The sequence below is a fragment of the Novacetimonas pomaceti genome (genome assembly GCF_003207955.1).
Lineage (GTDB): Bacteria > Pseudomonadota > Alphaproteobacteria > Acetobacterales > Acetobacteraceae > Novacetimonas > Novacetimonas pomaceti.
Genome location: NZ_NOXG01000008.1, coordinates 1 through 19,393, shown reverse-complemented (window position 1 = coordinate 19,393; position 19,393 = coordinate 1). Strand labels below are relative to the sequence as shown.

16 protein-coding genes are annotated in these 19,393 nt (G+C 64.3%); 10 read left to right on the top strand and 6 right to left on the bottom strand.

Annotation, left to right across the window (positions count from 1 at the left end; all coding sequences use genetic code 11):
- Position 1 precedes the first annotated feature (1 nt).
- Genes CFR71_RS08880 through CFR71_RS08870 form a run of 3 tightly spaced genes read left to right on the top strand, consistent with a single transcriptional unit; the run spans position 2 to position 3,952 of the window.
- Entirely contained in the window at positions 2-688 is a 687-nt protein-coding gene (locus tag CFR71_RS08880) for a 2Fe-2S iron-sulfur cluster-binding protein (RefSeq protein WP_239020328.1), read from the top strand.
- Entirely contained in the window at positions 685-1,677 is a 993-nt protein-coding gene (locus tag CFR71_RS08875; protein ID WP_110530310.1) for an FAD binding domain-containing protein, read from the top strand. Before CFR71_RS08880 ends, CFR71_RS08875 begins: the two co-directional genes overlap by 4 nt.
- The gene (locus CFR71_RS08870) at positions 1,670-3,952 is read left to right on the top strand and encodes a xanthine dehydrogenase family protein molybdopterin-binding subunit (protein WP_110530308.1); all 2,283 of its coding nucleotides are present in this window, start codon (positions 1,670-1,672) and stop codon (positions 3,950-3,952) included. The genes CFR71_RS08875 and CFR71_RS08870 overlap by 8 nt, the downstream gene beginning before the upstream one ends.
- 75 nt (positions 3,953-4,027) lie before the next feature.
- Here CFR71_RS08870 and serA read toward each other — a convergent pair whose 3' ends face one another.
- From serA to CFR71_RS08855, 3 genes are all read right to left on the bottom strand, one after another.
- Positions 4,028-5,293 (bottom strand): phosphoglycerate dehydrogenase, encoded by a 1,266-nt coding sequence (serA, locus tag CFR71_RS08865; protein WP_110530306.1) that lies wholly within the window; start codon positions 5,291-5,293, stop codon positions 4,028-4,030.
- 105 nt (positions 5,294-5,398) lie between these two features.
- Positions 5,399-6,193: an inositol monophosphatase family protein gene (locus CFR71_RS08860; RefSeq protein ID WP_110530304.1), complete on the bottom strand. Its 795-nt coding sequence runs from the start codon at positions 6,191-6,193 to the stop codon at positions 5,399-5,401.
- The gene (locus CFR71_RS08855; RefSeq protein ID WP_110530302.1) at positions 6,193-6,702 is read right to left on the bottom strand and encodes a c-type cytochrome; all 510 of its coding nucleotides are present in this window, start codon (positions 6,700-6,702) and stop codon (positions 6,193-6,195) included. The genes CFR71_RS08860 and CFR71_RS08855 overlap by 1 nt, the downstream gene beginning before the upstream one ends.
- Positions 6,703-6,839: 137 nt before the next feature.
- Here CFR71_RS08855 and CFR71_RS08850 point away from each other — a divergent pair, with 137 nt between their 5' ends.
- From CFR71_RS08850 to smpB, 4 genes are all read left to right on the top strand, one after another.
- Positions 6,840-7,589, top strand: a complete 750-nt coding sequence (locus tag CFR71_RS08850; protein ID WP_110530300.1) for a 3-deoxy-manno-octulosonate cytidylyltransferase — start codon at positions 6,840-6,842, stop codon at positions 7,587-7,589.
- Positions 7,586-8,476 (top strand): prephenate dehydratase, encoded by an 891-nt coding sequence (locus tag CFR71_RS08845; protein WP_110530298.1) that lies wholly within the window; start codon positions 7,586-7,588, stop codon positions 8,474-8,476. The genes CFR71_RS08850 and CFR71_RS08845 overlap by 4 nt, the downstream gene beginning before the upstream one ends.
- A gap of 169 nt (positions 8,477-8,645) precedes the next feature.
- Entirely contained in the window at positions 8,646-9,536 is an 891-nt protein-coding gene (gene dapA, locus CFR71_RS08840; protein WP_206057906.1) for a 4-hydroxy-tetrahydrodipicolinate synthase, read from the top strand.
- Positions 9,537-9,539: 3 nt separating this feature from the next.
- Positions 9,540-10,037 carry an SsrA-binding protein SmpB gene (gene smpB / locus CFR71_RS08835; protein WP_110530296.1) on the top strand — a complete coding sequence of 166 codons (498 nt, stop codon included), beginning with the start codon at positions 9,540-9,542 and terminating at the stop codon, positions 10,035-10,037.
- A 116-nt stretch (positions 10,038-10,153) separates the two neighbouring features.
- Here the strand turns inward: smpB and CFR71_RS17135 are convergent, their stop codons facing one another.
- Entirely contained in the window at positions 10,154-10,822 is a 669-nt protein-coding gene (locus CFR71_RS17135; protein WP_110530294.1) for a cold-shock protein, read from the bottom strand.
- Between the two features lie 349 nt (positions 10,823-11,171).
- On the opposite strand from CFR71_RS17135, the gene acuR reads away from it, so the two are divergent.
- On the top strand, positions 11,172-11,864 hold the full coding sequence (gene acuR, locus CFR71_RS08825) for an acrylate utilization transcriptional regulator AcuR (RefSeq protein ID WP_110530292.1): 693 nt from the start codon (positions 11,172-11,174) through the stop codon (positions 11,862-11,864).
- Here the strand turns inward: acuR and recG are convergent.
- Positions 11,848-13,983 (bottom strand): ATP-dependent DNA helicase RecG, encoded by a 2,136-nt coding sequence (recG, locus tag CFR71_RS08820; RefSeq protein WP_110530291.1) that lies wholly within the window; start codon positions 13,981-13,983, stop codon positions 11,848-11,850. The two genes, acuR and recG, sit on opposite strands and share 17 nt — an antisense overlap.
- Positions 13,984-14,088: 105 nt before the next feature.
- On the opposite strand from recG, the gene CFR71_RS08815 reads away from it, so the two are divergent.
- Together CFR71_RS08815 and mfd are read left to right on the top strand one after the other, a co-directional pair.
- Complete coding sequence (locus tag CFR71_RS08815) at positions 14,089-14,400, top strand: FAD assembly factor SdhE (protein ID WP_110530289.1); 312 nt, start codon at positions 14,089-14,091, stop codon at positions 14,398-14,400.
- Positions 14,397-17,870, top strand: a complete 3,474-nt coding sequence (gene mfd, locus CFR71_RS08810) for a transcription-repair coupling factor (RefSeq protein WP_110530287.1) — start codon at positions 14,397-14,399, stop codon at positions 17,868-17,870. The genes CFR71_RS08815 and mfd overlap by 4 nt, the downstream gene beginning before the upstream one ends.
- 381 nt (positions 17,871-18,251) lie before the next feature.
- Here the strand turns inward: mfd and CFR71_RS08805 are convergent, their stop codons facing one another.
- The gene (locus CFR71_RS08805; protein WP_239020327.1) at positions 18,252-19,154 is read right to left on the bottom strand and encodes a hypothetical protein; all 903 of its coding nucleotides are present in this window, start codon (positions 19,152-19,154) and stop codon (positions 18,252-18,254) included.
- Positions 19,155-19,393 lie beyond the last annotated feature (239 nt).

Sequence of the window (19,393 nt, the reverse complement as noted above, 5' to 3'; positions counted from 1 at the left end):
CGTGACGTTTCCCCGTAAATCCATCGGCCTGCTCCGCACCTCCCTTTCACGCCGCATCGTGCTTCAGGCCGGCGCGGCGGTAACCGGGATGGTGGATGCCTCCCTGTCTTTGGCACGCACATCGCCGGGCCGGATTACACGATCGGCCCGGGCCACTCCCGGCAATGCGCAGCATGGGATCACGGTGCGCCTTACGGTCAACGGGACGGCCCGCGAGGTCGAGATTGACACGCGCACCACGCTTCTCGACCTGCTGCGCGAGCATCTGCATCTGAGCGGAACGAAAAAGGGGTGCGACCATGGACAGTGCGGGGCCTGCACCATCCTGATTGACGGACGCCGGGTCCTGTCCTGCCTGTCGCTGGCCGCATCCCATGACGGGGCGGAAATCACCACGATCGAAGGACTTGCACAGGGCGGCCACCTACATCCCATGCAGCAGGCCTTTGTCGATCATGACGGCTTTCAGTGCGGATACTGCACCCCGGGACAGATATGTTCGGCAATCGGCATGCTGGCGGAATGGAAGGCAGGCTGGCCCAGTCTGGTCACGATGGAACAGATGGAACGCCATCCTCATCTGGACATCGCCGACCTGCGCGAACGCATGGCGGGCAACCTCTGCCGATGCAGCGCCTATCCCAACATTACGGCAGCCATCCTGGATGTTGCGGAACATTCGGCATGAAACCGTTTTCCTATGCACGCACGACCAGCCTGGACGCCGCGACGCGGGAAAAAACCACGGGGGCGACCCTGCTGGCAGGCGGGACAAACCTGCTGGACCTGATGAAGCTTCAGGTGATGCAGCCGGATCGTCTGGCCGATATCAACCGGATTGACGGATTGCGCGACATCACGACCGATGACGCGGGCAATACGCATGTCGGCGCGCTGGTCACCAATTCCGACGTGGCGGCGCATCCGACGATCCTGCGCCATTACCCCGTGCTGGCGCATGCCATCCTGGCGGGCGCATCGGGGCAGATCCGCAACATGGCCACGACCGGCGGGAACCTGCTGCAACGCACGCGCTGCGTCGCTTTTTACGATACCGCCGCATCGTGCAACAAACGCCAGCCGGGCACGGGATGCGACGCCATGGGCGGCGGCAACCGGATGAACGCCATCATCGGCGGCAGCGAACACTGCATCGCGGTCAATCCGTCCGACATGGCGGTCGCGCTGCGCCTGCTGGACGCGCGCGTCCGGACGCGACGGGCAGGGGGCGCAACGCGCGAGATTCCCATGGCCGACTTTCACCTGTTGCCCGGCGCCACACCGCAGGTGGAAACGGCATTGCAGGGGGATGAAATGATCACGACCCTCATCCTGCCGCCCGCCCCGCCGGGACGCCATGCGTATCGCAAGGTACGCGATCGCGCGTCCTATGCCTTCGCACTGGTTTCGGTCGCGGCGATCATGCAGGCCAGCGACGGATACATGCGCACGGTCCGCTTCGCCCTTGGCGGAATCGCCCCCCGGCCATGGCGGATCGAGGCGGCGGAACAGGTCCTGACGGGACAGAAGGTATCGCTGCCTGCCCTGTCGCATGCGGCGGATATCGCGCTGGCCGGGGCGCAGGGGCATGGGGATAACGATTTCAAAATCCCGCTTGCGCGACGCACGCTGATCCACGTCCTGTCCACGCTGGCGCGGGAGACTGAGGATGAATGATCGCGTCATGCCACCAGCCGACATGCCCGATACGGCCGCCCCGCTGATCGGGGCAGGGATGCAGCGCGTGGAAAGCGCGCTGAAAGTCCGGGGCGAGGCACGCTATGCCTATGAAATGGATGCCGCGACATTGGGCGTCACGACCGAACCCCTTGTCGGTGTCATGGTGCTTTCGACCATCGCGCGGGGCCGGATCACCGCGACACGGACCGCGACGGCCCAGGCCATGCCGGGCGTGCGACTGATCATGACGGCGGACAATGCCCCAGCGCAGGCGCCATGGGGGCCTCTGGTTGCCAAAGACCGCTTCGCACGGGCGCAGCCCGTCCTGCGGGGAACGGACGTCCATTATTATGGGGAACCTGTCGCCCTTGTCGTGGCCGACACGCTGGAGGAAGCACGCGCCGCCGCCATGGCTGTCGACGTCCGTTATGACAGGTTGCCGCACGACGTCCTTCTGGATGCCGCCCGCGCGACGGAGCCGGAATTCCTCAACGGCTTCAAACCGGCCAAAACGGAATTCGGCGCGTTCGATACCAGCTACGCAGGTTCAGAAATCCGTGTGGAGGCCATATACGAAACCCCGCACCAGAACCATGCACAGATGGAACCCCATGCCACCACGGCGATGTGGCAGGGCGATACGCTGATCCTTCATACCTCGGCGCAGAATCTGGTCTCGATCCGCAATGGCATTGCCGCGACGCTGCAGATCTCGCCCCATCGCGTCCGGGTCATCAGCCCGTATGTCGGCGGTGGGTTCGGCGGAAAACTGCCTTATTTCGCGGATGCGATCCTGGCTGGGCTGGCGGCGCGGTCATTGGGCAAGCCCGTCAAGGTCGGCATGACCCGGCCCCAGATGTTCTCCGCCACGACCCATCGCACCGCGACCCGCCAGACCCTGCGCATCGGCGCGGACCGCTCCGGCCGCCTGCGCGCCATCAGCCATGACGCGCTGTCGCACTGCGCATCGTTCGATAATTTTGTCGAGGATACGACCACCATCACCCGTGGCCTGTATCGTGCCGATGCCATCCGCACGACGGCCCACCTCAACCATCTTGACCTGCCACGCTCGGATTCCATGCGCTCGCCCGGCGACGCCGTGGGGATGATCGGGCTGGAATGCGCCATGGACGAGGTCGCGCATGCCACCGGCATCGACCCGGTGGAACTGCGGCTGCTCAACGATACGCCAGACGATCTTACCGCCCACAAACCCTTCAGCAGCCGTCACCTGAAGGAATGCCTGGAGGAAGGCGCGCGCCGTTTCGAATGGGCGGCGCGAAATCCGCTTCCGGGACAGACGCGCGAAGGGGAGTGGCTGATCGGGATGGGGATGGCCTGCGCGATGCGCTACAACCTGCTCAAGCCATGCCAGGCGCTGGCGCATCTCGACGTCGGGGGGAACCTGACGGTGCAGCTTGCCATGACGGATCCGGGCACGGGCACCCAGACCATCCTGACCCAGATCGCGGCGGCCGCCATGGGCCTTTCGCCCACGCAGGTCCATGTCGAAATGGGCGATACGGCCTATCCTCCCGCGCCGGGATCGGGCGGGTCGTTCGGGGCGGAAAGTGCGGGTTCAGCCGTGCTGCGCGCCTGTGAAAACCTGCGCGAACTGCTGTTGCAGGCCTGCGTCGCGGACGAACGTTCCCCCCTGCATGGGCTGCCGCGGGAACAGCTTCATCTTGGCGGCGGGAACATCCATGCAGGAAACCGGCATGAATCCCTGTCCGCGCTGATGGAACGGGCGTTTCCCCATGGCGTGGACGCCCACGGACAGATCGAAGCCGACGCGGCCTCCCTTAAATGGTCACAGGCTTCCTTCGGCACGCACTTTGTCGAAGTGGCGGTCAGCGCCGTGACCGGGGAAACCCGCGTGCGAAGGATGCTGGGCGTCTTTGCCTGCGGGCGTATCCTCAACCGCCGCACCGCGCGATCGCAGCTGCTGGGCGGAATGGTGTGGGGCGTGTCAAATGCCCTGCATGAGGAAAACGCCCCCGATCCCCGTACCGGACAGTTCATGGCGCATGATCTCGCGAATTACCATGTCTCCACGCATGCCGACATGCCCGAAATGGACGTCGTCATGATCGCCGAAGACGAGCCTGTTTCCAATCCCCTGCATATCAAGGGACTGGGGGAGGTCGGGATATGCGGGGCGCCGGCTGCGATCGGCAACGCCATCTTCAACGCGACGGGAATACGCGTCCGCAGCTTTCCCATCACGCCGGACCAGCTATTGCCGCACCTGCCTGCCGTCACCGTGTAGAAACGAAAGAAAGGGACACGCCGGAAGAACGTGCCCCTTCTTTCATTCGCGCAACAGGGAAGGGCGGTTTACCGCTCAGCGCTGCTGATAGAGCAGGCGGGCGCGGATCGTTCCCTTCAGGTCCCGCAGCATGGACAGGATGCGGTTGTCCTTTTCCACGTCCCCGCCCGTATCGGCCTCGACCACCACGTATCCCAGTTCGCCTGCGGTCTGCAGGTACTGGGCGGTAACGTTGCAATCCTCGCGCGAGAAGATCTCATTGATCTGCAGCATGACGCCCGGCGCATTGGTATGTACGTGCATGAAGCGGGTGCCGTGCGGATTTTCCGGCAGCTGCACGGTAGGAAAATTTACCGCCCCCAGTGTGGAGCCGATATCGGAATATTCCAGCAGCTTGCGGGCCACTTCCTGACCGATCCGTTCCTGTGCCTCGGCCGTGGAACCGCCGATGTGCGGCGTCAGGATGACATTGTCCAGCCCGCGCAGCGGCGTCTCCAGGCTTTCGCCCGCGGCCTTGGGCTCCTTGGGGAACACGTCGATCGCCGCGCCGAGCAGATGCCCGTCCTTGAGTGCCGCGGCCAGGGCGGACAGGTCCACCACGTTCCCGCGGGCATTGTTGATCAGGAAAGACCCCGGCTTCATCGCGCGGATCTGCGCCTCGCCCATCATGTTCGCGGTTTCGGGCGTCTGCGGCACATGAAGGCTGACGACATCGCTCAGCGCCAGCAGTTCCTCAAGCGTGGCGACGGGATGGGCATTGCCATGCACCAGCTTGTCAATAATGTCGTAATAGAACACGCGCATGCCAAAGGCTTCGGCCAGCACGGAAAGCTGCGACCCGATGGAGCCGTATCCCACGATCCCCAGCGTCTTGCCCCGGACTTCCCAGCTGTTGTGCGCGGATTTGTTCCATATGCCCTCATGGCATTCGACCGACTTGGGAAAGATCCGGCGCATCAGCATGACAATCTCGCCCATCACCAGTTCGGCAACGGAACGCGTGTTGCTGAACGGCGCGTTGAAAACGGGAATGCCGCTTTCACGGGCCGCGACCAGGTCGACCTGATTGGTGCCGATGCAGAAACAGCCAATGGCGATCAGGCGGTCCGCGCCCTCGATCACCTGCCGCGTCAGCTGCGTGCGCGAACGGATGCCCACGATATGCACCCCCTCCAGCGCCTTGCGCAGGGCTTCGCCCTCGAGCGCGGTCTTGAGGCGGGTAACGTTCTCGTACCCATTTTCCCTGAGCAGCGCGACCGCGCTGTCATGTACCCCTTCGAGGAGGAGAATGCGGATCTTGTCCTTGGAGAGGGAAAGATGGCTGACGGAGGGCTGAGTCATGTCGAGTGCTCACGCTTGTTCGATCAAAGGGATGCCCTATCTGATTGCATGGCGCATGGCTAGGGCGGTTTCACGCGGGACAGGGATTAAGGAAGGAATAATGTCCTAATCCGCCAGCAGGTCCCGGACAGGGGAAAGCAGGGCCGGGTTGCCCAGCGCCAGGACGGTCCCGTCGCCATCCAGCCGCAGGGGACGGCCCGCCCAGTCGGTCACGCTGCCGCCCGCGCCCTCGATCACGGGAACAAGGGCGGCCCAGTCCCATGGCTTCATGGTGCATTCGGCGATGACATCCACCTGTCCCAGCGCCAGCAGGCCATAGGCATAGCAGTCCCCCCCCCACGAGGTGCGCTTGACGGCACGCGACAGACGGTCCCATCGCGCCCGATAGGCCCCTTCGAGGATTTCCGGCGACGTGCATGACAGTTCGGCCCGGTCCAGCGCGGGGCATGCCCGCGTTCCCGCCCGCCCCGGAAAGGACGAGACGTAGCGCGTGCGTTCGCCCCGGATCCCGATCCACCTTTCGCCGGTGATCGGCTGGTCAATCACGCCAAGCACCGGCACCCCGTCATGCAGCAGGGCGATCAGGGTGCCAAAGGTGGGACGACCGGTCAGGAACGCCCGCGTGCCGTCAACCGGGTCAATCACCCAGCGATAGGACGCACCGGCGCGTTCCAGGCCGAATTCCTCGCCCATGATCCCATGTTCCGGCAGGCGTTCGCCCAGAACGGCGCGGATCGCGCGTTCGGCGGAACGGTCGGCGATGGTGACGGGGCTCTGGTCAGCCTTGTCATCGGCCGCGACGCCCACGCGGAAAAACGGCCGCACGATGCACCCGGCCACATCCGCCGCCGCCAGCGCCGCGTCCAGCAGCCGATCGCGTTGTGGCAATGATCCGGACATCAGTTATCCCCATCATGAAGCGAGCGGATGAACGCCACGAGATTGGCGCGTTCAACCGGCGAGGAAACGCCCGGGAAGGCCATCTTGGTGCCCGGCGCGAACGCATCGGGCTTCTTGATCCATTCCGACAGCAGGGCAGGGGTCCAGACGTCTTTCTTGCGCGCGCTCAGGGCTTCGGAAAATTCGTAGCCGGGGATGTCGCCTATGTGCGTGCCCATCACGCCAAACAGGTCCGGGCCGATGACGGACGGGCCATGCGGGGCAAAGCTGTGGCACATCCCGCACTGATGATCCGCCAGTTCGCGTCCCTTTGCCACGTCGGCATGCGCCAGCAGCGTCTCGATCGGGGGATCCTGTCCATCGTCTGGCGTGGATTGCGGCATGGGAACCGCCGTCTGCGCCGCAGCGTGATGGGGTACGAGGACATCGCCCAGAACCCAGCTGCCGCCGAATGCAACCGCCGCAACCAGACAGGCTGCCCCCATCTGGTTAAGCCGTAGAGTGTTCATACCTTAAAGACACCTTTCGTGCGCGGTTGCATGACTTTGCTTCATTACCTAGACTGCCGCGCAGCTTGTGTGAAGCATCCACAAGCGCGCACGTGACGTGTCGCCTCAGATGAACCGATGGGCCAAAACCTGATTTCATGAACCCGATTGTCATAATACCGGCCCGCATGGCGTCATCGCGCCTGCCCGGAAAACCACTGGCCGATATCGCCGGCCGCCCGATGATCGCCCATGTTCTTGAACGCGCCCTGGCCGCCGGTATCGGGCCGGTGGCTGTCGCCGTCTGCGACGCCGCCGTTGCCGAAGCGGTGGAAAGGGCAGGGGGAATGCCCGTCATGACCGACCCCGACCTGCCATCGGGCTCGGACCGCGTATGGCAGGCGCTGGAGCGGATCGACCCGGCGGGGCGGCATGACATCGTCATCAACCTCCAGGGCGACCTGCCGGAGGTAAAGCCGGATGTCCTGCACAGGGTCCTGCAGCCGCTGGACGACGCGCAGGTGGATATCGCCACGCTGGCGGCACCCGTCCGCGACGCGGCGGAAGCGGCGGCGGAGTCCGTGGTCAAGGTCGCATGCGCCTTCGACAGTGGCGCGGACGTCGCGCGCGCGCTCTATTTTTCCCGGATGCCCGTTCCGTGGGGACCGGGTCCCCTATGGCATCATGTCGGCATCTATGCCTATCGCCGCGCCGCGCTGCAGCGATTCGTCAGCACGCCGGAATCCCCCCTCGAACGGCGCGAGCGTCTGGAACAGCTTCGCGCGCTGGAGGCGGGCATGCGCATCGGATGCGCCCGGATCGCCCATGCGCCCTTTGGCGTCGATACGCCCGCGGACCTTGAACGCGCCCGCACGACGGCCCGACAGTCCTCCTGCGCCCTGACATGACAGACGCGCACGCCACCGGAACCATCGCGTTCCAGGGTAGGCCCGGGGCCTATTCCGACCTTGCCTGCCGTGAAGCCCGGCCAAGCTGGACGACATTGCCCTGCGAAACCTTTGCCGACACGATCGCAGCCGTGCATGACGGCCGGGCCGACGCGGCAATGCTGGCCTGTGAAAACAGTCTGGCGGGGCGCGTGCCCGATATCCATGCGCTGCTGCCGCAGTCGAACCTGTTCATCGTGGGCGAACATTTCCAGCGTGTCGAACATTGCCTGATGGGCATTCCCGGCACGACCCTGCAGGATGCGCGCCGCATCCACACCCACCCGGTCGCCATGGCGCAGATCAGGGGGCTGATCCGCGAAACGGGCCTGAAGCCCGTCGTGGAATTCGATACGGCGGGATCCGCGGAACTGGTCCGTGAATGGGGCAGGAAGGAAGACGTGGCCGTGGCCTCGTCCCTTGCGGCGGACCTGAACGGGCTGGTGATCCTGCGTCACAATGTCGAGGACGCGGCCCACAACACGACCCGTTTCTATATCGCCGCGCGCACGCCGGCCGAACTGCCCCGTGGCATCCGTGACAGCATGACGACGCTGCTGTTCCGGGTCAGCAACCAGCCCGGCGCGTTGTACAAGGTCCTGGGCGGGTTCGCCACCAACGGGATCAACATGACCCGGCTTGAAAGCTACATGCTGGAGGGATCGTTCGCCGCCACGCAGTTCCTTCTTGACGTGGAGGGACACCCGGATGATCCCGCGCTGTCCGCGGCCCTGCGTGAACTTTCATTTTTCGCCGAACAGGTCGATCTCCTCGGCGTCTATCCCGCGTCCCCCTTCCGCCACGACAGCGTGTCCCCGCCGCGATCCGGAACGCCCGTCATGAAATGACAGGACGATCCAGATCGGGATGCTTTGCCATCCCCGGTCCCCGTACCTATATGTGAGGGGACAGTCGCGGTCGGGGCCTGTATCCCGCCCACAGAGTTCAGACAGAAAAAAGATCCTCCGCCATCGCGCTCCGCTCGCCTGAATCCGGGTGGCGGGATCTGACAAGCAAGTGGAAACAACCATGTTCAAGGGTTCCATTACCGCCCTGATTACGCCAATGAACCAGGACGGGTCGCTCGACCTGGCCTCCATGGGTGGCTTCATCGACTGGCAGATCCAGCAGGGAAGTTCCGCGCTGGTTCCTGTCGGCACCACGGGCGAAAGCCCGACCCTTACCCCCGAAGAACATGCGCAGGTGGTCGAATTTACCATCAAAACGACCAATGGCCGCGTTCCCGTCCTTGCCGGCGCGGGCTCCAACAGCACGGCGGAGGCCATCAAGATGGCCCGGGATGCACAGTCGGCGGGGGCTTCCGGCGTGCTGGTGGTCGCCCCCTATTACAACAAGCCCGTGCAGGAAGGGATCTATCGCCATTTCATGGCGGTGGCCGACGCCATTACGATCCCGCTTATCCTGTACAACATCCCCGGACGCTCGGTCATCGACATTTCGGTGGAAACGATGGCACGGCTGGCAAAACACCCCAATATCATCGGCGTCAAGGACGCGACGGCCAATCTGGTGCGGCCGCTGCAGACACGTCATGCCATCAGCAAGCCGTTCATCCAGCTTTCGGGCGAGGACGCGACGGCAGTGGCGTTCCTGGCCTCTGGCGGGGACGGGTGCATCAGCGTGACCTCCAACGTCGCCCCGACGCAGTGCGCCGAAATCCAGGCCGCGTGGAACGACGGGCGCGTCATGGAAGCCATGGAAAAACATGACCGGCTTTTCCCGCTGCATGAGGCGCTGTTCTGTGAAAGCAACCCCGTGCCCGTGAAATTCGCCGCAAGCGTGCTGGGCCTGATGGGGGAAACCTGCCGCCTTCCGCTTGCCCCCCTCAGCGACGCCTCACGCGCGCGCGTGAAGGACGCCATGTCGATGGCGGGATTGCTGGACTGACCCATGGCAGCGAAACAGAGAAACGGCAGCGGCATGATCTCCACTGGGATCGCCGCGCAGAACCGCAAGGGTCGCTTCAACTATACCATCCTTGAAACCCTGGAGGCCGGGCTGGTCCTCAAGGGACCGGAGGTCAAGAGCCTGCGGATGGGGCGCGCCACCATTACCGAGGCCTATGCCGCCGAACGGGACGGTGAACTGTGGCTGTTCAACAGCTACATCCCCGAATATCAGGGCGGGGTCCTGTCGCGCTTCGAACCCCGTGCCCCGCGCAAGCTCCTGCTGCATGGAAAGCAGATTGACAGGCTGCTGGGGGAAACCGCCCGCAATGGCGTCACCCTTGTCCCGCTGGACATCCATTTCAACAGCCGTGGCATTGCCAAGCTGACGCTGGGAATAGGGGAGGGGCGTAAGAAAGCCGACAAGCGCCACGCCATCGCGGAACGGGACTGGCAACGCGACAAGGCACGCCTGATGCGCAACAAGGGGCGCGAGGACTGACGATACCCCGTCCACCGGGCATAAAAAAACAGGGCGTCCCGCAAGGAACGCCCTGTTCTGATTCCTGACGTGGCCTGATGTTTTTCATCAGGCCACGGGAAAATCAGTAGATAAAATCAGTCAACGCTGATGGCAGCGGCTTCCGGACCCTTCTGGCCCTCGACCACCTGCACGTTGGCCGTCTGGCCTTCGGCAAGGCTGGTCAGGCCCGAACGTTCCAGGGCGGAGGCATGCACGAAGATGTCCTTGCCACCGCTTTCGGGCGTGATGAAGCCAAAGCCCTTGGTGGCGTTGTACCACTTCACGACGCCGCGCATGTCCTGTGCCTGCGACAGGTCGGGGGCGGGACGACCGGAGCGGGAGAAGCCGCCACCGGCACGCGGGCCACCAAAGCCACGGGGCCGTTCCGGCTGCGCCGTGCTTTCGTCAACGGACACCACGGCGGCGACCTGACGTCCCTTCGGGCCCTGACCGATACGCACGACAAGCGTGCTGCCGGGGGAGACCGTCTCGAAACCGGTCGGGTTCAGTGCATTCGCATGCAGGAACACGTCGCCCGATCCATCCGACAGTTCGACAAAGCCGAATCCCTTTTCGCTATTGAACCACTTGACAGTGGCGCCAATCTCCGGCCCGGATGCGACGATCTGCGGACCTCCGCTGCCGGCAAAGGGGCGACGGGGTGCGCTGGCGCGGTCATTGAATGACGGTGCCGACATGAAATCATCGTCAAATCCGCCGCGGCGCGGTGAGCGGGAGCTGCGGTCGGTCCTGTTACTTCTCAACGGTCGTAATCCCGAGGTCTAGGTGGCGGGTCCCTGTCTCGGGAAGCCGCCGATATGAAAACGCTTGTTCGCAGAATAGAGTTTTGCCTGTCTGGCACTGCCGTGATTCAGGCGGCCCGCCGGGAAACATATTCTCCGTCCTGTTTTTGATCCTAGCATGAACTGCATCGGTATCACCAACATCTAAAGCATATTCCGAGCGCAGGATTCCACAGCATTTTTCGACTCTGAACATTTTTGTGACAAACCCGGGGTGGCGAAGCGGCCTTAACCCTGTCAGGAAAAGTCGCCGCACCATGTTCCATCGCGAAACACCGCCATTTTCCCGAAACAGGGAGAGATGCCTGACATGAACCCGACCGCATCCACAAGGCCCCCCGGGAGGCGCGGACGGGGACGGCCGCGCAAGGACGTCTCCGAACAGCACGACATCCGCCAGCAGCTCATACAGGCGGGCACCATCGCCCTGACGGAAAAGGGATTTTCGGCAAGCGGACTCGACGACATCCTGCACGCCGCCAATGTGGCGAAAGGCTCCTTCTACCATTATTTCAGGAACAAGGAGGATTTCGGCAGCGCCGTCATCGAAAGCTACGCCCGGCATTTCAATGCGAAGCTCGACAGATGGCTGGGCGACGAGGCCTATCCCCCCCTGCAACGCCTGCGTCATTTCATGGAGGACGCCAAGGCGGGCATCATGCGCCACAGCTACAGGCGGGGCTGCCTGATCGGCAACCTGGGTCAGGAACTGCCGATTCTTCCGGCCTCATTCCATCAGGAACTGCGCGGTGTGCTGGTCGGATGGGAACGCCGCGTGGCCACGTGCCTGATGGCCATATTCGACACGCCATCGCCCGCGTGCAGCCATATCTGCCTGCGCTGGGCGGAGTTTTTCTGGATAGGGTGGGAAGGGGCGATCCTGCGCGCGCGCCTTGAGCGGTCGGTCCAGCCGATGAGCCTGTTTTCGGACATCTTTCTCGAAATGGTGGAAACCGAATGCGGCCTGAAGGACACTGCCCCCATCCTCAGCCCGCCTTCATGATCCGCTGCGCATCGGTGCGCGAAAACAGTTCCAGCAGCAGCCCGATGGCCGCATGACGTCTGCGCACGCCGGGCGCCCCGTCCTCCACGACGCGCCGGGCATCCTGCGCCGCCGCACGCAACATCTGCTCGATATGCACGCCTGCCGCCATGCGGAAATCCGGCAGTCCCGACTGCCGATGTCCCGCCAGGTCCCCACCGCCGCGAATGCGGAAATCCTCATCCGCGATGACAAACCCGTCTTCCGTATCGCGCAGCAGGGCCAGGCGACGGCGCGCGGTCTGGCCCAGTTGGCTGTCATGAAGCAGGAGGCAGAAGGATTCCGCCTGCCCGCGCCCCACGCGGCCACGCAGCTGATGCAATTGCGCAAGGCCGAAGCGTTCGGCATGTTCGATCATCATGACCGTCGCGGAGGGAATATCCACCCCGACCTCGATCACGGTGGTCGCGACAAGGATACGGGTCCGGCCACTGGCGAAGGCGCTGATCGCTTCCTCGCGCACGGCGATGTCCTGCTGGCCATGGGCAAGGCCGACCAGATCGCCGAAATGTTCACGCAGCATCGCATACCGCGCTTCCGCCGCCGCGATATCCAGCGCCTCGCTTTCGGAGACGAGGGGACAGACCCAGAAAACCTGCGCGCCGCGATCCAGCGCCCGGCGCAGGCCCGCCACCAGTTCGGGCATGGCCGACAGCGCGTGCAGGGACGTGCGCACGGGCTTGCGCCCCGCCGGTTTCACGTCGAGGCGACTGACCTGCATGTCCCCCCACTGCGTCAGCAGCAGTGTGCGCGGGATAGGGGTTGCCGTCATGACCAGCATGTCGGTCCTGTCGCCCTTTTCCCCCAGCATCATGCGCTGCGCCACGCCAAAGCGATGCTGTTCATCAATGACGACAAGGGCAAGGTCGGCGAATTCCACCTTGTCCTGAAACAGGGCGTGCGTGCCTATGACAAGTGGCGCGGCACCGGTGCGGATGTCTTCGAGCGCCTGCCTGCGCGCGCGGCCACGCACGGATCCGCTCAGGAACGCGACCGGCACCGGCGACAGTTTCTGGAATGTCGCCAGATGCTGCCGTGCAAGGATTTCGGTCGGCGCCATCAGCACGGCCTGATGCCCCGCCTCCACCACGCCCAGCATCGAAAGCAGCGCCACCAGCGTCTTGCCCGCGCCCACGTCCCCCTGCAGCAGGCGCGTCATGCGATGGGGGGCGGCAAGGTCGCGGCCGATTTCTTCCAGCACGCGGGTCTGTGCCGTGGTGGGTTCGTGGCCAAAGCGTGACAGGGCAACGCCACGCAATGCGCCTGTTCCTGCAATCGCGCGGCCGGGACGTTCGCGGTTGTCCATCCGGGCACGCGCCATCGCGATCTGCATCGCCAGAAGCTCGTCATAGGACAGGCGGGCCCGCGCACGCTCGCTCGCGGCGGCATAGCGTTCGCCTTCCATCAGGTCGGGAAAATCCGCGGGACGGTGCAGTATCCTCAGGGCCTGTTCGAAACCCGGCCACTTGCGCTGTCGCACCATGTCCGGGTCCAGCCATTCCGGCAAGGCGGGGAACCGGGCAAAGGCCCCCTGCAGGGCGGTGCGCAGGTGGCGTGGAAACAGCCCGCCCGTCAGGGGCCAGACCGGATCCAGCAGGGGAATCGTGGCGGCCTGTTCGGCGGGAACCATGTAATCGGGATGCGGCATGCTGAGGCGATCGCCAAAACGTTCCAGCATGCCCGATACGCATATCTGCATGTCCACCCGCAGCCGCTGCGCCTGATAGGGGGAGAAGAAAACCAGTTCAGCCTGGCCTGTCCCGTCGCTGACGACGATACGCCACGGCTTGCGGCCGCGACTGCCCTCCGGGGCGATGATCCGCATGACCCGCGCGCAAAACGTGCAGACCCGGCCTGCCTGCGCCTGCGCCAGCGCGGGACGGTACCGCCGGTCCACCAGCCCGTCGGGCAGGTGGAACAGGAGGTCGATCACCCGGCCGCCACGCGCCACGCGCCCGATCAGGCGCGCAACCGACGGGCCGATGCCCGGCAGGGTATCCACGCCGGCCAGCAATGGCGCAAGGAGCGCGTCGTCATGTTCGGGCGGGGAAGGGGGACAGGGTGACACGCGTCGGTTCATCCGGCAGGTTGGCATGCTGGTCGTCCGGGCTGACAGACAGCCCGGGGACGGCTATAGGACAAATGCGTTACAGAACAAAACGCAACCATGACGGGGTGGAACGCAATGCAAACCAACAATCCTGATATGTCGCACCTCGATCCGCGCCGGCGCCGTATCTATTACCGCGCGGTGCATCGGGGCACACATGAAACCGATGTCCTGATCGGCGGCTTTGTCGCTCCGCGCCTTGCCACCATGACCGATGCCGAGCTTGATGCGCTGGAGGAAGTGATGGAGCTTCCCGACGCCGACCTCGCCGACTGGCTCAGCGGTCGCCGGCCCATCCCGCCGGAGGTGGACACCCCCATGATGCGCGCCATCCTGGCGGACGCGAACGACCCCGCGCGCCTGGCCGCGATCCGAGGTCCCAAATGAACGAAATCCGCGCCGCGCGACAGACATCCGGCCTGACCCAGATATGGGGCGTGCCAGAGGGATATGACGCGTTTCTTCTCGCCCGCCGCATGTCGGAACATGAGGGCCCGCTGCTCCATGTCGCGCGCGACGACGCGGAAATGGCGCGGATTGGCGACCTGCTGTCCTTTATCGCCCCCGACGCGGAAATCCTGCGTTTCCCGGCCTGGGACTGCCTGCCATATGACCGGGTTTCACCAAACCCGGCCATCGTGGCCGAACGCGTCGCGACGCTGACATGCCTGCTGGAAAAACCGAAACGTCCGCGCATCGTGCTGACGACGGTCAATGGACTGATCCAGCGCGTCCCCCCGCGCCGCGCGTTCGAGGGACAGTCGCTGAACATCGCGACCGGGGAGGCGCTGGACCAGGAATTCCTGATCGAACTGCTGATCGCCAACGGCTACAACCGGACCGACACGGTCATGGAACCGGGCGAATTCGCGACGCGCGGGGGAATTTTCGATATCTTTCCGGCGGGTGAGACCGAACCTGTCCGCCTTGACCTGTTTGGCGACGAAGTGGAAAACATTCGCGGATTTGATCCCGCGACACAGCGTTCCACGACGCAGAAGACATCCCTTGTCATGCGGCCCGTGGCTGATTTCAGCCTGGACGCCGACAGCATCTCGCGCTTTCGCACCGGCTGGCGCGACCTGTTCGGTCCCGCCGCGGCCGAGGATCCGATGTACCTGCACGTCTCCGAAGGACGGCGGCATGCGGGGATGGAGCACTGGCTGCCCCTGTTCCACGAAAACATGGAAACGCTGCTGGATTACCTGCCGGGCGTTTCCATCTCGCTGGCGCATCAGGCGGAAGAGGCGTTCACGGCACGGCTTGAAATGATCGCGGATCATTTCGATGCCCGCCGCCAGCTTACCCGCGAAGGGGAGGTGCCGTATCGCGCGCTGCCCCCGCACCTGATGTATCTGGATCGCAAGGCATGGGACGCCATGCTGTCGGGTCGTCCGGCGATGGTCTTCATGCCCTTTGCCAAGCCCGACGGTGCCTCCGGCATCGACGCCGGCGGGCGGCCGGGCCAGATGTTCGCCAGGACCGCGACCGATGGGATGCGCGAAAACGTATTTCCCATGCTGGGCGCGCGCATGAACGAATGGGCGCAGACGGGACGGCGCACGTTCGTGACGGCATGGAGCCGCGGGTCCGCCGAACGCCTGGGCGTACTGCTGCGTGAATACCGCCTGCCGGTGCAGTCGTTCGCGACGTGGCACGAAGCGGCGCGTATGAAGGCGGGCACGATCGGCCTGCTGACGCTGGGACTGGAGCGCGGATTCGTGGCCGACGACATGGCCTTCGTCTCCGAACAGGACCTGCTGGGGGAACGTATCTCCCGCCCGCCGCGCCGCCGCAAGAAGGCCGACCAGTTCATCGCGGAAGCGTCGGAGATCGCTGAAGGCGACCTCGTCGTGCATCAGGATTACGGCATCGGCCGCTATGACGGGCTGGAGACGATCGGCGTGGGATCCGCCCCGCATGACTGCCTGCGCCTGATTTACGACGGCAATGAAAAGCTGTTCCTGCCGGTCGAAAACATCGAACTGCTCAGCCGCTTCGGCTCCGAACAGACCGGGGTCGCGCTGGACAGGCTGGGCGGCGTGTCGTGGCAGTCGCGCAAGGCGAAGATGAAGCAGCGCATCCGCGACATGGCGGGTGAGCTGATCCGCACGGCCGCCGCCCGTGCCCTGCGCGAGGCGCCGGCCCTGACCCCGGCCGAGGGGCTGTGGGACGAATTCTGCGCCCGCTTCCCGTTCGTGGAGACCGAGGACCAGTCACGCGCCATTGCCGATGTCCTGGACGACATGGCGTCCGGTCGCCCGATGGACCGGCTGGTATGTGGCGACGTCGGGTTCGGCAAGACGGAAGTCGCCCTGCGCGCGGCGTTCGTCGCCGCCATGTCGGGGGGGCAGGTTGCGGTTGTCGTGCCCACCACCCTGCTGGCGCGGCAGCATTTCCGCACATTTTCCGCCCGTTTCGCGGACCTGCCGATCAAGGTCGCGCAGCTGTCGCGCATGGTCACGGCCAAGGAGGCGACCGCCGTGCGCAAGGGACTGGCGGATGGCACGATCAATATCGTGATCGGCACGCACGCCCTGCTGGCCAAGACCGTCAAATTCGCGGATCTCGGCCTGCTGATTGTCGATGAGGAGCAGCATTTCGGCGTCGCGCACAAGGAAAAGCTCAAGGCCCTGCGCGAGGGCGTGCATGTGCTGACCCTGTCGGCCACGCCGCTGCCGCGCACGTTGCAGCTGGCCCTGACGGGCGTGCGGGAAATGAGCCTGATCGCGACCCCGCCGACGGACCGGCTGGCGGTGCGCACCTTCATCATGCCCTTCGACAGCGTCGTGATCCGCGAGGCCATCCAGCGTGAGCGTTTCCGTGGGGGACAGGTGTTCTGCGTCGTGCCGCGTATCGAGGATCTGGACCGCATGGCGACGCGGCTGAATGAGATCGTGCCCGACGCCCGGATCGTGCAGGCGCATGGCCGTCTGACGCCGACTGAACTGGAACGGGTCATGACGGAATTCAGCGATGGCAAGTATGACATCCTGCTGTCCACCAACATCGTGGAAAGCGGGCTGGACATGCCCGCGGTCAACACGCTGATCATCCATCGCGCCGACATGTTCGGGCTGGGACAGCTCTATCAGCTACGCGGGCGCGTGGGACGTGGCAAGCAGCGTGGATATGCCTACCTGACATGGCCGCAGACGCATGTCCTGTCGGCTGCCGCGCAGAAACGGCTGGAAGTCATGCAGACGCTCGATACGCTGGGGGCGGGCTTTACGCTGGCCTCCCACGATCTGGACCTGCGCGGGGCGGGGAACCTGCTTGGCGACGAGCAGTCGGGGCATATCCGCGAGGTCGGGATCGAACTTTACCAACAGATGCTTGAGGACGCGGTGGCCGACCTGCGTCATGAAAAGGGACGGCGCAAGGCAGAAGATCGCGACTGGACCCCCAACATCATACTGGGCCTGCCGGTCCTGATCCCCGATACCTACGTGCCCGACCTGCCGGTGCGGCTGGGGCTTTACCGACGTATTTCCGCCCTTGCCAACGACGCGGAAATCGAGGCGATGGAGGCGGAACTGATCGACCGTTTCGGCCCCCTGCCGGACGAGGTCCGCAACCTGCTGGATGTCGTAGCACTCAAGCGCATGTGCCGGGCTGCGGGCGTGGAACGGCTGGAGGCCGGGCCAAAGGGCATGGTGATCCAGTTCCGCAACAACAGTTTCGTCAATCCCGCCGGCCTGGTCACATGGATTGCGCAACAGAAGGACAGCAAGGTCCGGCTGCGTCCCGACCACAAGCTGGCGATCATTCGCGAGATGACCAACGCACAGCGCATCACGGAGGCCCGCAGGGCACTGACCGCACTCAACAGGCTGGCCGAGGATACGGCCGCCTGACACGTCACGGCCTATTTCGGAGCCATGCAGAGGGGACGAAGGAAGATGGCATCCTTCGTCCCTTTTCCATTTTGTGCGGCAATAGCGGAAAATCCCGCTCAGGGTTATCTTGCTTTTTCCCTGAATCAGCCTTGCGGAAGGAAAGCGCTGCCATATGCCAGCCCCAAGAAGTTTTCCCGGCTTTTGATGACAATGGCCTCGTTAAGACATTCATTCCCAGCGGCCGTTAAAGCTTTCGATCGGCCAGTTCCGCCGGGAAGTCACCGGGTCGATATAGCGCCATTCGACCTACATCTCATCGGTCCATTCCATGACGTAAACTTCATGGATCAGCGGACGCTGCAATGGCCCGGGAAATCAACGTGAATGGCCGCCGTGATGTCAGTGAATGGGCAGCGGGATATGGTTGACCGTCAGGACCCCGGCATCCCAGTTCACGTCCCATGACGTGCCATTGGTACCCCGATGGCCAAACAGCTTTGCCAGCACCAGCGCAGCACTTGCCTTCGTCTGTCCGCTGTCACGCAGGGTGGCGATGATATCGTCCAGATGCTGGACCGCGATATGCCCTTCGCCGGCGGATGCGTCGGCATTGCCCGTCAGGGTCGCCTTGCCATTGCCGGAAATCTGCATCGTATCGCGCACGGCCTTGACGGATGTCAGTTCCACCGGCACCGCGACACTTTCGGCGGCATGCCCCACGATGGCCGCCGCAAGCGGCCCCATAGAGGAGACCGGCATTGACGCGGATGCCGAGGCCTGCTGGGGCATCGTGGCCTCCAGCAGGTGGTTCTTGCTGCCATTGATATTCACCCCCTGCGTTTCCAGCGTCATGACCGCCGGCGCGTCGGGGGTGCTGCCGCCGGTCAGGCGCAGGTGGGCGCGCCGGAAGGAGAGGTGGACCGTGCCGGTGGACATGACCCCATTATCCCACACCAGGTCATAGCTCTTGCCGGACTGCACCCCATCAAGGACCGGGGCCACGGCCTGCAGGAAATAGGCATTGGGACAGTGATCCGAATGATGCCCCGACAGGCTCGCCACCATCACCAGCGACGCCGCGTCCTCCAGATCCTGCAGGGAGCCGGCATCCAGTCCGTTCCCGCTGACGATGATATCGCCCGCCTGGAGTTCCTGATGGGCATGTTCCCCCACCAGCCGCAGGTCATAGCCACGTGACATGAGGCTGCCTGCGCCGTGTGGCTGGGTGGTGGTGGCGGTGGAGATGGCGCATTCCGCCGGCAGGGATGTCGCCCATGCCGACGGCGCAGGACAGGCGAACACGGGGGCGAATGTCCCCAGGAGAAGCGGGAGAAGGAGTTTCTTCATTGTGATGCGTAAACTGGCTTGGATACGTCCATTATGCAATCCGTCCCCGGCACAAAACGCCAGATGCCTTTCTGTCATCAGAAGTTTCACGCTCCACGCGGATTTCTCACACTTGAGGCAATTTCGGGTCATTTTGTAGAATTCAGTCATCCCACAGGAGCCCGATCTGGAATATTGACGATATTCTGCTTCTG

What these genes read in the sequence shown, in the direction of transcription:
- CFR71_RS08875 (WP_110530310.1), top strand. Translation starts at nt 685, where the DNA reads ATGAAACCGTTTTCCTATGCACGCACGACCAGCCTGGACGCCGCGACG.
- CFR71_RS08870 (WP_110530308.1), top strand. Translation starts at nt 1,670, where the DNA reads ATGAATGATCGCGTCATGCCACCAGCCGACATGCCCGATACGGCCGCC.
- serA (WP_110530306.1), bottom strand. Translation starts at nt 5,293, where the DNA reads ATGACTCAGCCCTCCGTCAGCCATCTTTCCCTCTCCAAGGACAAGATC.
- CFR71_RS08860 (WP_110530304.1), bottom strand. Translation starts at nt 6,193, where the DNA reads ATGTCCGGATCATTGCCACAACGCGATCGGCTGCTGGACGCGGCGCTG.
- CFR71_RS08855 (WP_110530302.1), bottom strand. Translation starts at nt 6,702, where the DNA reads ATGAACACTCTACGGCTTAACCAGATGGGGGCAGCCTGTCTGGTTGCG.
- CFR71_RS08850 (WP_110530300.1), top strand. Translation starts at nt 6,840, where the DNA reads ATGAACCCGATTGTCATAATACCGGCCCGCATGGCGTCATCGCGCCTG.
- CFR71_RS08845 (WP_110530298.1), top strand. Translation starts at nt 7,586, where the DNA reads ATGACAGACGCGCACGCCACCGGAACCATCGCGTTCCAGGGTAGGCCC.
- smpB (WP_110530296.1), top strand. Translation starts at nt 9,540, where the DNA reads ATGGCAGCGAAACAGAGAAACGGCAGCGGCATGATCTCCACTGGGATC.
- acuR (WP_110530292.1), top strand. Translation starts at nt 11,172, where the DNA reads ATGAACCCGACCGCATCCACAAGGCCCCCCGGGAGGCGCGGACGGGGA.
- recG (WP_110530291.1), bottom strand. Translation starts at nt 13,983, where the DNA reads ATGAACCGACGCGTGTCACCCTGTCCCCCTTCCCCGCCCGAACATGAC.
- CFR71_RS08815 (WP_110530289.1), top strand. Translation starts at nt 14,089, where the DNA reads ATGCAAACCAACAATCCTGATATGTCGCACCTCGATCCGCGCCGGCGC.
- mfd (WP_110530287.1), top strand. Translation starts at nt 14,397, where the DNA reads ATGAACGAAATCCGCGCCGCGCGACAGACATCCGGCCTGACCCAGATA.